Origin of the sequence: Aeromicrobium camelliae, assembly GCF_003850045.1 — a bacterium.
GTDB lineage: Bacteria > Actinomycetota > Actinomycetes > Propionibacteriales > Nocardioidaceae > Aeromicrobium > Aeromicrobium camelliae.
In genome coordinates, this window is the sequence record NZ_RQJX01000002.1 from 240397 (window position 1) to 251047 (window position 10651).

Consider the following 10651-nt stretch of genomic DNA (forward strand, 5'->3'; position numbering starts at 1 on the left):
TGCATGGGACGAGCCGAGGCCCGCACCTTCGGGTCCCGACTGCTCGGTCCGCCCGACCAGTCCCCGCGTCAGCTGCGCGTCCGCGTGCAGCTGCTGTTGACCACCTTGCTCGTCGTCACCAACCTCATCGGTGCCGGGATCGTCGTGGTGTTGTCGACCCTGGTCATTCCGGGTCCCGCCCCGACGCGCGAGACGATCGTCGCGATCGCCATCGCGGCACCGGTCTACATCGCGCTCGCCGTGATCGGCGGCATCGCCTGGGGGACGGTGCGCACGCTGCGGGCGCTGCGGTGGGCGATCCGCGACGAGCCGGCCAACCCCCGCGACCGGCAGCGGGCCTTGCGAGCCCCGTGGGAACTCACACTCATGCAGGCCGTGCTGTGGCTCGGCGGGACGATCCTGTTCACGCTGTTGGCGGTCGTCATCCAGCCCGACCGAGCGATGACGACCGGTTTCACGGTCGCGATCGCCACCTTCGTGGTTTCGGCGATCGCGTACCTGTTCAGCGAGTTCGCGTTGCGACCGGTTGCCGCGCGTGCGCTCGCCAGCGGCGAAGCGACGCAGGCGAGGCTGGGAGTCGCCTCGCGGATGCTGGTGTTCTGGATCCTCGGCACCGGCGTGCCGGTGTTCGGGCTGCTCGTCGTCGCGCTGCTCTCGCTCCTCGTCGAGGACGTCGACACCGCCACACTGACCGCGGCAGTCTTCGTCATCGGGGCCGTGGTGCTCGTGTTCGGTTTCTTCGTCACGTGGCTCAACGCCCGCGCCGTCGTGGCGCCTATCCGGACGGTGCGCGACGCGCTGCGACTCGTCCAGGACGGCGACTACAGCATGGAGATCCCGGTCTACGACGGCACCGAACTCGGCTCGCTGCAGGTGGGGTTCAACGAGATGGCGCAGGGGCTGCGCGAGCGCGAACGGCTGCGCGACGTGTTCGGCCGGCACGTGGGCCGCGACGTCGCCGACGCCGCCCTCAGTGAGATCGAGTTGGGTGGCAAGGCCGGGGAAGTGTCGGTGCTCTTCGTCGACCTCACCGGGTCCACCCGCTTCGCCGCCGATCGCGACCCGGCTGAGGTCGTCGACGTCCTCAACCGCTTCTTCGGGGTCGTCGTGCAGGAGGTCGACGCCCACCACGGGCTCGTCAACAAGTTCATGGGCGACGCCGTCCTCGCGATCTTCGGTGCTCCGGTGTCGCGCGACGACCACGCACGGCTCGCCCTCTCGGCCGCGCGCCGGATGGCCGCGCGGCTCCACGAGGAGGTGCCGGAGATCGGCTTCGGCGTGGGCGTCGCGACGGGCCGCGTCGTGGCCGGGTACGTCGGCCATGAGACGCGGTTCGAGTACACGGTCATCGGCGACGCGGTCAACGCCGCCTCGCGCATCACCGACCTCGCCAAGGCGACCGACTCGGGGGTGCTCGCCGACGAGGCCGCCATCGCGGCCGCGGGCGAGAGCGAGGCGGAACTCTGGTCCGACCACAGCACGACCACGTTGCGGGGGCGACCGGCCGAGTCGCGGCTGCTCACACTGCGGCGTTGAGCGTGATTCCTCGGACAATGCGCCGGCCGGGCTGTTAGCCTCGCATCGCGCTGGTCGAACGGACGGAGATCACAGTGCGTCGGATGTTTGTCGGTTCGCTCGCGGTGCTGCTGGCGTTCATGGTCCTTCCGGGAACGTCGCCCGCAGCCGCCGACGAGACCCGGCCGCCCGGCCAGTACGTCTCGATCCGCGCCACGGACCCGGTCGTGGCCGTCGGAGCGGACGGTCGTGTCGTCGTGACGGTCGAGTACGTGGGACCGGAACGTCCCCGCATCGTGGTGGCCTTGCCCGACGGCCTGTCGGTCGGAGGGTTCGGCGACGCCGGCAGCCAAGGGTGTACGAGCACCGACGTCAGCGCCGGCAACAGGACGCTGGGCATCGAGGGCAGTCCGCATCACGCGGTGTGCCGCGCCGAGTTCCGGGTCCGGGGAGAAGTGCCCGCCATGTGGCTGCTGGGCGACGTCACCGCGTTGCCCGCGAGCGGCGTGCTCGAGGTGTCCGAGGGCTCCATCCAGGTCGTCGAACCCACACCGCCTGCCTTCCTCGGATGGGAGCCGCCGCTGCCGCCGCTGTCCGTGGGCGAGGACGTGAGCGCCGACCTCGTCGCGGCTCAGGTCGGCTTCCCCGCCGCCGTCTACGAGGTCAGCGGCGGGCGTCTTCCTGAGGGACTCGTCCTGGACCCGGTCTCAGGATCTCTCACGGGTGTCCCGACGACCGCGGGTGACTTCGCGTTCACGGTGCGGGCGGTCAACGTCGGGGGAAGCGACGAGCGCTCGGTCTCGGGGACGGTCGCCAAAGGCGCCACCGCCCTGACCGCCATCGCGAGTCCGAGCCGGGCCCCTTACGGCGCCCAGGTGACCCTGGCGGCAGCGGGACTTCCGCCCGTCGCTACCGGCAGCGTCGACTTCCTGGTGGACGGCGAGTCGGTGTGCGTCGTGACGTTGCCGGAACTCGAATGCGGCGTCACGGGTCTGATGCCCGGCGACCACCTCGTCGAGGCGGTCTACTCCGGCGACGTGAACTGGGAGGGCTCTCGCGTCGAGGCCGGCACGGTGACCGTCGACCGGAGGCCTGCCACGCTGCAGGGGGCCGCAGCCGCCGTGACGATCGAACGCGGAGACGCCGGGAGTCACCCGTTGAGCTTCGTCTATTCAGGCGACGACCTCACCGAGGCCGCTGCTGTCGAGGGCGGAACGCTGGAAGTCACGAGCCCGCCGGTGATCGATCCGCCGGGACCGTCACCTCAGCCATCGCCGGAGCCCGAACCGGAGCCAGCGCCCACGGGGGACAGCCCGCAGCCGCAACCGACGCGACAGGACGTCGCGGCGGCGTCGTCGAGGAACGCGTCGCCTGCGGTCCTGCCTCACGCCGGCGGACCGGCGATGGCGTTCGTCGTGTTCGGACTCATCGCCGTCGGTGCAGGAGCCGCGCTGATCAGAGCGCGGCGGCGCCCCCGGGAGGATTCGAACCTCCGACACACGCTTTAGGAGAGCGTTGCTCTATCCCCTGAGCTACGGGGGCGGGCACCCATCATCCTCGCACGACTCACCGTGTTCTCGTCAGCGACCTTCGCAGTCCGGTGGCACACTCGTGCGCATGCTCCGGCGAATCCTCGTGGCTGTCGCCCTCGTGACCCTGGCGGCCGGATGTGCGCAAGAGCCCTCGCCGGCTCCCACGCCGTCGGCGGCACCGTCGCCGGAGACCACGGCGCATCGCAGCGGTGACTGCCGCGTCCCGGCGACCGGAACCTCCGCGCACACCCTGACTGTCGCCGGAACCGAACGGCGGTTCGTCATCGACGTCCCGGACGGGTTCACGGGAGAACGGCTTCCGGTGGTCTACTTCATCCATGGTCTCGGCGGTGAGGCCACCAGCAGCATGGCGTACACCGGCTTCCCCGAGTACGGCGAGGAACACGGGTTCATCACGGTCGCGCCCCAGGCGCTCGGGTCGTTGCCGCGGTGGGATTTCACCACGGGCCCGGAGGTGCCGGGGTCGGATTTCGACTTCATCCGCCAGCTCACCGAGCACGTCACCGCGACGTGGTGCGGCGAAGTGGGCCGCCAGTACCTCACCGGATTCTCGAACGGCTCGGCCATGACCTTCGCCGCCGCCTGTTTCGGGGGGATCGACTTCGCTGCCTACGGCTCGGTCGCGGCGGCCGGTTACCTGCCCGACCGGTGCGCCGGGGCGCCTCCCGCGTCGTTCATCTACGCGCACGGGACCGCCGATCCGACCGTCCCGTTCGAGGGGGGTGACACGGTGATCCAACGCGTCGCACCCGCCGACGAGGCGCTGCAGCAGTGGGCCGCTCACGATGGCTGCGCCGCACCGCGTGAGGAGCAGGTCGCCGCCGACGTCCGGCTGACCGCGTGGGACGACTGCGCCGACGGTGCGCATATCGACTTCTACGTGATCGAGGGCGGAGGTCATCAGTGGCCGGGAGGTGCCGCCGCACCCGGGCTCGGAAGATCGAGCGGGTCGATCAACATCACAGCCCTCATGGTGGACTTCTTCGGCCTGTCCGACCGCTCGGCTGGGTGACAATGGAGCCATGGACAAACCGGTCGAGAATTGGCTCACGGACATGGACGGCGTGCTCGTCCACGAGGAGAAGGCTCTGCCCGGTGCCGCCGAGTTCATCGCGGCGCTGCGCGAGACCGGCCGTAAGTTCATCGTCCTGACGAACAACTCGATCTACACGCCGCGCGACCTGCGGGCCCGCCTGCTCGTCGGCGGCATCGACGTCCCCGAGGGCGCGATCTGGACCTCCGCGCTGGCGACCGCCAAGTTCCTCAGCGAACAGCGACCGGGCGGCACCGCCTACGTCATCGGCGAGTCCGGCCTGACACAGGCGCTGTACGAGGTGGGATACACGATGACCTCGCGCGACCCCGACTACGTCGTCCTCGGCGAGACCCGCACCTACTCGTTCGAGGCGATTACCCGCGCCATCCAGTTGATCGGCCAGGGCGCCCGGTTCATCGCCACCAACCCCGACGTCACGGGACCGTCGCCCACCGGGCCGCTCCCGGCCACCGGATCGGTGGCGGCGCTCATCACCCGCGCTACGGGAGTGGAACCGTACTTCATCGGCAAGCCGAACCCGCTCATGATGCGCAGCGCGCTCAATCAGATCGAGGCGCACTCGGAGACCACGGTCATGATCGGTGACCGCATGGACACCGACGTCTTGTCCGGGCTCGAGGCCGGCATGCGGACGATCCTCGTGCTCACCGGCTCGACCCGACCGGGCGAGGTCGAGCGCTTCCCGTTCCGGCCCACCCGCGTCCTCGACTCGATCGCGGACGTCGTGCCCCTCGTGCAGTGACCTGCGGACGCTCGCGTCCGTACCACTGGCCGCCCGGCTCCCTGCATGTCTAGGCTGGTCACAGCGGTGTGCAACGGCGCACACCCGCGGGAGGAGCCACGTGAGGGTGTTTCTGACCGGCAGCAACGGGGTGATGGGCCGTGCTGCCATGGCGGAACTCGTCGGTGCCGGCCACGAGGTCGTCGGGCTCGTCCGGCGGCCCGGAGCCGCGGCCGTCGTCGAAGCCCACGGCGCCCTCCCGTTCTTCGGCGACGTCTTCGACCCGATCTCCTTGCGGGAGGGGATCGACGGATGCGACGCGGTCGTCAACTTCGCCACCCGCATCCCGATCGGAGCCAACGCCTACCGGCCCGGGTCGCTCACGGCGGTCAACCGCCTGCGACTCGAGGGCGCAGGAATCGTGGTGGACGCCGCCGCCGAGGCGGGGGCCCGGCGCTTCGTCCAGCAAAGCCTCAGCTTCATCTATCAGGACCGGGGCGACGAGTGGATCGACGAGTCGACACCGGTAGACGTCACGCATGTCACCGAGGCCCTCATCGTCGCTGAGGAGCACGCTCGCCGCATCGAGGCCGTCGGCGGGACCGCCGTCTGTCTGCGTTACGGGTTGATCGTCGGGGACGATCGCAACACGAGGTACACGATGCGCCGCGCCCGTCGCCGGCGGCCCTTCGCCCTCGGCGACCCCGACGGATGGATGCACGCGATCCATCCCGACGACATCGGCACCTCCGTGGTCAGCGCACTGACCGCGCCCAGCGGCCACTACAACGTCGGGGCCGCGCCGTTAACCCGGCGCGAGTACGCCGACCTCGTCGCCCGCGCGGTGGGCCGCGAGCGGGGCGACTTCCTCGCCGACTGGGTCGTCGACCTCGGGGGTGACAAGCTGGAACTGCTCACCCGATCTCAACGCGTGAGTTCTGAACTGTTCGCCGAGCGGACCGGCTGGAAGCCGCGCCGCCCGGAACTCACCGTGGAGTGGTTCCCGACCGATGACTGACGACGACCTCGCCGCCCGCCGCGCACGGCAGCGCCGCGCAGCAGCCCTGCTCGGCGACCTGCTGCCCGACACGACAAGCGACGAGCGGGAGCCGGGCGCCGACCGTCGCACCCCGTCGCGGGACGCGGAGATCCTGCGCGACCGGCCACCGCACTACGGGCGGGATTGACGTTCAGGACGTCGGGTCCGCGCCCTGAGGTCCCCGCTGGACGGGGCCGTCGGTGAGGGCGTCCCGGATCTCGCGGAGCAGCAGAACGTCTTCGCTCGGGCCCTCGGGCTCCGGCTCCTCGCCGCGCTGCAGTCGCTCCAGGAGCCGCTTCGACGGCACGACGAAGATGAAGTAGACCACCGCCGCCGTGATGATGAACGTGATCACGGCGTTGATGAATCCGCCGAGGTCGATGAACGTGTTCGGGTTGTCGCCGATGATGCGGAACCCGAGGCCCTGCGCATCGACGCCGCCGAGCGAGGCGAGGATCGGGTTGATGAACGCGGTGGTGAAAGCGGTCACCAGGGCGGTGAACGCGGTGCCGACGACCACCGCGACCGCGAGGTCGACGATGTTGCCGCGGAACAAGAAGTCCTTGAAGCCCTTGAGCATGCTGCCCCCTGTCAGGTCGATGGTCTCGTCCGACTGTAGGACGCCACGGTCCGTTCGGCCTAGGGCGCGGTGTGCGTGACCGCGAAGCGGGACGTGGCGCCGACCGCAGCGAGGGTACGCGCGACGGCGGGTTCGACGACGAGCCCGAGCGTGGTCATCTCGGTGCCCTCGCGCTCCTGCACGACCAGGACGTCGGCTTGTTCGACCACCGGATCGGCCGGGGCGTCATGCGCGTCGGCGATCGCCAGCACGTCGACGGCGTCGCCCGGTCGGACGAGTTCGGCTGCGGATCGTTCGACGGCGATCGATGCGAGCACCCGCCCGTCAGGCAGGTCGCGCGGGTCGATCACCCGACGGTCCGTCAGCGGCTCGCCAGCCCGCATCGCGCCCGCGGACATGCGCCCGGCGGGTTCAGCGACCGTCTCGACGGCGGCGGCTTCGGGCATCGCGACGCGCTCGACATCGGAGTCCTCCAGGACGTGCCCGCTGGGCAGGTCCCGAGAGGCGACGAGGACGGTGCGGCTGGCCGGCTCGGAGGTGAGGGCGGTCAGGGCCGCGAACATCGCGAGCCCGGCGAGGACTGCGGCCAGCACGCGACGGTGGTCGGCGAGAAAACGGGACAGGCGCTCCATGCCGCGACGATAGGAGAATCGCGCGACGCCGGGCGCCCGTCATCCACAGGCGCCGTGGGCTTCAGGCCGCGGGGGAGTCGCCGGAGGTCGAGCTGCTGCTGGACGACGAGGTCGACGAGGAGGAGCTGGACGACGTCGACGAGGTCGAGCGGCTGTCGTTGCGGTAGAACCCCGAGCCCTTGAAGACGACGCCGACCGATCCGAAGACCTTCCGCAGGCTGCCGCCGCAGGTCGGGCACTCGGTCAAGGCGGCATCGGAGAAGCTCTGACGCACCTCGAGCCCTTCGGCGCAGTCGGTGCACTGGTACTGGTACATGGGCACGGTTCGGTTCTCCCCAGGGTAGAAATGCTGCAATGCAAGGGTACAGTTGCCTTCTAGTGCATCGCCGACCGAGGACACCACCCTGTGACTGAATGGCTACTTCTGGCCGCGTCCTTCCTCCTCATGATCGCCTGCGGCGTGTTCGTCGCCGCGGAGTTCTCGTTCGTCACCGTCGACCGGGCGACGGTCGACCGCCGCGCCGCCGAAGGTGACCGTTCGGCCGGCGGCACCCTCAAGGCACTGCGTACGCTCTCCACGCAGCTCAGCGGCGCGCAACTCGGCATCACGATCACCAACCTCGCCATCGGGTATCTCGCCGAACCGGCGATCGGCCGACTGCTGCACGGTCCGTTGACCGCGATGGGACTCGCTGGGGGAGGGCTGCGCGCTGCCAGTTACGCGATCGCGCTCATCGTCAGCACCCTGGTGACGATGCTCGTGGGCGAGTTGATCCCCAAGAACTTCGCGCTCTCGCTGCCCTATCGGACCGCCGCGCTGACCCAACTGCCGCAGCGCTGGTTCACCACGGCGATGGCCTGGCCCATCCGCGGTCTCAACGGGATGGCCAACAACACGCTGCGCTGGCTCGGCGTCGAGCCGCAGGAGGAACTGCGCTCCGCGCGTTCGCCGATCGAGCTCCGGTCGCTCGTCCTGAGGTCGGCCGACCAAGGTGCCATCGACGATCAGACCGCCGACCTCGTCGCGCGCAGCATCGCCTTCGGCGACCGCACGGCGGCCGATGTCCGCACGCCTCGCGTCCGCGTGCACTTCCTCGAGGAGAAGGACACGGCGCTCGACGTCATCGAGGCGGCACGGCAGACCGGTCACTCGCGGTTCCCGGTGATGGGCAGGTCACCCGACGACATCGTCGGCATCGTCCACATCAAGCAGGCCGTCAGCGTCCCCGTGGACCGGCGTCGCTCGGTACGGATCGGGGAGATCGCGGACCCGCCGGCGACGGTCCCCGACAGCATCGAACTCGATCCGCTCCTGACCTTCCTCCGCGACGAGGGGCACCAGATGGCCATCGTCGTCGACGAGTACGGCGGCACCGACGGCGTGGTGACCCTCGAGGACCTCGTCGAGGAGATCGTGGGCGACATCGCCGACGAGCACGACAGGCTGTCCGCGCGCAGCCGACACCGACACGACGGGACCTGGTCTCTCTCGGGCCTGCTGCGTCCTGACGAGGTGTACGAGCAGACGGGCATCGCGCTGCCGGAGAGTGAGGACTCTGAGACCATCGCGGGTCTGGTGCTCGAACGACTCGGGCGACTGGCCGAGCGCGGCGACGAGATCGTCCTCCGGCTCGACCACACCCCTGACAGCGACGAGGAGACGCTGGTGCCGCTCATCGTGCACCTGACCGTCGAGCGGGTCGAGGGCCGTCGCATCGACCGCGTCTCGATGACGGTCGAGGAGTCCATCGGCGGGCTGGAGGAGGGCCGATGAACAACTGGTTCGCCGTCGGACTGACGGTCGTCCTCCTCGCCCTCAACGCGCTGTTCGTGGCGTCGGAGTTCGCGCTGATCTCCGCGCGCCGCACCCAGATCGAGCCCCTCGCGCAGTCGGGCAAGCGTTCGGCCAAGCTCGCGATCAAGGCGATGGAGAACGTGACGCTCGCGATGGCGGCGGCTCAGCTCGGCATCACGATGTGCTCACTGGGTCTCGGCGCCATCAGCGAGCCGGCGATCGCCCACCTGTTGGAGCCGCTCTTCGACGCACTCCACGTGCCGCACGGACTCGTGCATCCGATCTCGTTCGCGATCGCGCTGGCGTTCGTGGTCTTCCTCCACGTGGTGTACGGCGAGATGGTGCCGAAGAACCTCGCGCTCGCCGCGCCGGACCGCGCCTCGCTGATCCTCGGTCCCTTCATGCTCGGCGTCATCGCGATCCTCAAGCCCGTGGTGATCGCGCTCAACGCGATCGCCAACAACGCGGTACGGATCGTGGGCATCGAGCCGAAGGACGAGGTCGCGTCGACCTTCACGCACGACGAGGTGGCCGGACTCGTGGAGGAGTCGCGCCGCGAGGGACTCCTCGACGAGGACGAGTACGGTCTCGTGACCGGTGCGCTCGACTTCCACGAGGGCACTGTCGACCAGGTGCTGCTGCCGAGCGACACCCTCGTGACGATCGATCGCGCGGCGACGCCGGTCGATGTGGAGAACGCCTGCGCCGAGACCGGATTCTCACGCTTCCCCGTCGTGGACGACGACGGGGACCTGACCGGCTATCTCCACATCAAGGACGTTCTCGAGACCGATGAGCAGATGCGCCACGTGCCCATCGCGGAGAAATGGGTGCGGCCCTTGTCGACCGTGACGCTGTCCGCCGGGCTCTTCGACGCGCTGCGCACGATGCAGAAGCGCGGTTCGCACATGGCTCGGGTGGCCGATCAGGAGTCCGGCGAGGTGGTCGGCGTGATCATGCTCGAGGACGTGCTGGAGGAGCTCGTCGGCGAGATCCGCGACCTCGAACGCCAGCGCCACTGACGTGAGTGCGCCCAGGCGGCGCGCAGAGAGCCCGACCCGAAGGGAGTGATCGGATCGGGCTCCTGCGCGCCACCTGGGCGCTGGGGTTCGGCTGGGAGGGAGGGAATTCGGCGCCGAACCCACCCTGCCCAACGAGGCGCGGCAGGGCAGGTTACGGGCCCTGGCAGAGAATTCTGAGGACTTTTTTCGGCGCCTTCCGGGAGGGCAGGAATCACTCGGTCAGGATGGTGCCGCCGACGTCCCAAACCCAGCCGTCCTCGTGTGGGATGGGCACGGCGTGGTCGAAGGTCTTGAGTTTGTGGTGGTGCCTGCAGAGTGCCCAGAGGTTGTCGGCGCAGGTTTGGCCGTCGGGCCAGGGTTCTCGGTGGTCGAGGTCGCAGTTGGTGGCTTTCGTCGTGCACCCCGGATACCTGCAGGTGCCGTCTCTGTAGCGGATCGCGTTCTTGAGGTGGTCCGGTGGTGAGTATCCGCGGTAGCTGACGGCGAGAACGTCGTCGTTGTCGTCGACGAGGAGTCGGTACCAGAACGGGTTGCCGCTGGTGGCGAGTGTGCGGAGGACGTTGGCGGGGATGATCCAGTCGCGGTCGGCGCTGATCGCGGGCTGGTCATCGATTCCGGCGAGGGTGGAGGCGGGCACCATGACGCCGATCGCGAGGTTTGAACCGTCCCGGCGTGTCCGGAGAGCTGATTCATTGGAAGGATCACTCTCATGGCACGACCCAGCAAGTACCCGACCG

12 protein-coding genes and 1 tRNA gene are annotated in these 10651 nt (G+C 69.4%); 8 read left to right on the forward strand and 5 right to left on the reverse strand.

The features are described 5' to 3' along the window. Positions 1-3 precede the first annotated feature (3 nt). Both EHW97_RS02855 and EHW97_RS15925 read left to right on the forward strand, forming a co-directional pair. On the forward strand, positions 4-1536 hold the full coding sequence (locus EHW97_RS02855; protein ID WP_166367360.1) for an adenylate/guanylate cyclase domain-containing protein: 1533 nt from the start codon (positions 4-6) through the stop codon (positions 1534-1536). A gap of 443 nt (positions 1537-1979) precedes the next feature. Then, positions 1980-3023 carry an Ig-like domain repeat protein gene (locus EHW97_RS15925; RefSeq protein ID WP_424922776.1) on the forward strand — a complete coding sequence of 348 codons (1044 nt, stop codon included), beginning with the start codon at positions 1980-1982 and terminating at the stop codon, positions 3021-3023. Here EHW97_RS15925 and EHW97_RS02865 read toward each other — a convergent pair. Then, positions 2985-3057 (reverse strand) — tRNA-Arg (locus tag EHW97_RS02865). The two genes, EHW97_RS15925 and EHW97_RS02865, sit on opposite strands and share 39 nt — an antisense overlap. A gap of 75 nt (positions 3058-3132) precedes the next feature. Here EHW97_RS02865 and EHW97_RS02870 point away from each other — a divergent pair. The 4 genes from EHW97_RS02870 (at position 3133) to EHW97_RS15235 (ending at position 6033) form a co-directional block, all read left to right on the forward strand. After that, complete coding sequence (locus EHW97_RS02870) at positions 3133-4080, forward strand: CE1 family esterase (RefSeq protein ID WP_124235648.1); 948 nt, start codon at positions 3133-3135, stop codon at positions 4078-4080. Between the two features lie 10 nt (positions 4081-4090). After that, positions 4091-4867 (forward strand): HAD-IIA family hydrolase, encoded by a 777-nt coding sequence (locus EHW97_RS02875; protein WP_208001836.1) that lies wholly within the window; start codon positions 4091-4093, stop codon positions 4865-4867. Between the two features lie 100 nt (positions 4868-4967). Continuing rightward, positions 4968-5864 (forward strand): NAD-dependent epimerase/dehydratase family protein, encoded by an 897-nt coding sequence (locus tag EHW97_RS02880; RefSeq protein WP_124235649.1) that lies wholly within the window; start codon positions 4968-4970, stop codon positions 5862-5864. Continuing rightward, on the forward strand, positions 5857-6033 hold the full coding sequence (locus EHW97_RS15235) for a hypothetical protein (RefSeq protein WP_166367361.1): 177 nt from the start codon (positions 5857-5859) through the stop codon (positions 6031-6033). Before EHW97_RS02880 ends, EHW97_RS15235 begins: the two co-directional genes overlap by 8 nt. A 3-nt stretch (positions 6034-6036) precedes the next feature. Here EHW97_RS15235 and mscL read toward each other — a convergent pair whose 3' ends face one another. From mscL to EHW97_RS02895, 3 genes are all read right to left on the reverse strand, one after another. Further along, entirely contained in the window at positions 6037-6465 is a 429-nt protein-coding gene (gene mscL / locus EHW97_RS02885) for a large conductance mechanosensitive channel protein MscL (RefSeq protein ID WP_124235650.1), read from the reverse strand. A gap of 59 nt (positions 6466-6524) precedes the next feature. Next, positions 6525-7097 carry an SAF domain-containing protein gene (locus EHW97_RS02890; protein WP_124235651.1) on the reverse strand — a complete coding sequence of 191 codons (573 nt, stop codon included), beginning with the start codon at positions 7095-7097 and terminating at the stop codon, positions 6525-6527. 61 nt (positions 7098-7158) lie between these two features. Continuing rightward, entirely contained in the window at positions 7159-7413 is a 255-nt protein-coding gene (locus EHW97_RS02895) for an FmdB family zinc ribbon protein (RefSeq protein ID WP_378079913.1), read from the reverse strand. A 90-nt stretch (positions 7414-7503) separates the two neighbouring features. Here EHW97_RS02895 and EHW97_RS02900 point away from each other — a divergent pair, with 90 nt between their 5' ends. Next, positions 7504-8871 (forward strand): hemolysin family protein, encoded by a 1368-nt coding sequence (locus tag EHW97_RS02900; RefSeq protein ID WP_124235653.1) that lies wholly within the window; start codon positions 7504-7506, stop codon positions 8869-8871. Further along, entirely contained in the window at positions 8868-9914 is a 1047-nt protein-coding gene (locus EHW97_RS02905; protein WP_124235654.1) for a hemolysin family protein, read from the forward strand. The genes EHW97_RS02900 and EHW97_RS02905 overlap by 4 nt, the downstream gene beginning before the upstream one ends. Before the next feature lie 211 nt (positions 9915-10125). On the opposite strand, the gene EHW97_RS02910 is transcribed toward EHW97_RS02905, so the two are convergent. Next, entirely contained in the window at positions 10126-10554 is a 429-nt protein-coding gene (locus EHW97_RS02910; protein ID WP_124235655.1) for an HNH endonuclease signature motif containing protein, read from the reverse strand. Positions 10555-10651 lie beyond the last annotated feature (97 nt).

What these genes read in the sequence shown, in the direction of transcription:
- EHW97_RS02910 (WP_124235655.1), bottom strand. Translation starts at nt 10,554, where the DNA reads ATGGTGCCCGCCTCCACCCTCGCCGGAATCGATGACCAGCCCGCGATC.
- EHW97_RS02890 (WP_124235651.1), bottom strand. Translation starts at nt 7,097, where the DNA reads ATGGAGCGCCTGTCCCGTTTTCTCGCCGACCACCGTCGCGTGCTGGCC.
- EHW97_RS02875 (WP_208001836.1), top strand. Translation starts at nt 4,091, where the DNA reads ATGGACAAACCGGTCGAGAATTGGCTCACGGACATGGACGGCGTGCTC.
- EHW97_RS15925 (WP_424922776.1), top strand. Translation starts at nt 1,980, where the DNA reads ATGTGGCTGCTGGGCGACGTCACCGCGTTGCCCGCGAGCGGCGTGCTC.
- EHW97_RS15235 (WP_166367361.1), top strand. Translation starts at nt 5,857, where the DNA reads ATGACTGACGACGACCTCGCCGCCCGCCGCGCACGGCAGCGCCGCGCA.
- EHW97_RS02905 (WP_124235654.1), top strand. Translation starts at nt 8,868, where the DNA reads ATGAACAACTGGTTCGCCGTCGGACTGACGGTCGTCCTCCTCGCCCTC.
- mscL (WP_124235650.1), bottom strand. Translation starts at nt 6,465, where the DNA reads ATGCTCAAGGGCTTCAAGGACTTCTTGTTCCGCGGCAACATCGTCGAC.
- EHW97_RS02855 (WP_166367360.1), top strand. Translation starts at nt 4, where the DNA reads ATGGGACGAGCCGAGGCCCGCACCTTCGGGTCCCGACTGCTCGGTCCG.
- EHW97_RS02870 (WP_124235648.1), top strand. Translation starts at nt 3,133, where the DNA reads ATGCTCCGGCGAATCCTCGTGGCTGTCGCCCTCGTGACCCTGGCGGCC.
- EHW97_RS02895 (WP_378079913.1), bottom strand. Translation starts at nt 7,413, where the DNA reads ATGTACCAGTACCAGTGCACCGACTGCGCCGAAGGGCTCGAGGTGCGT.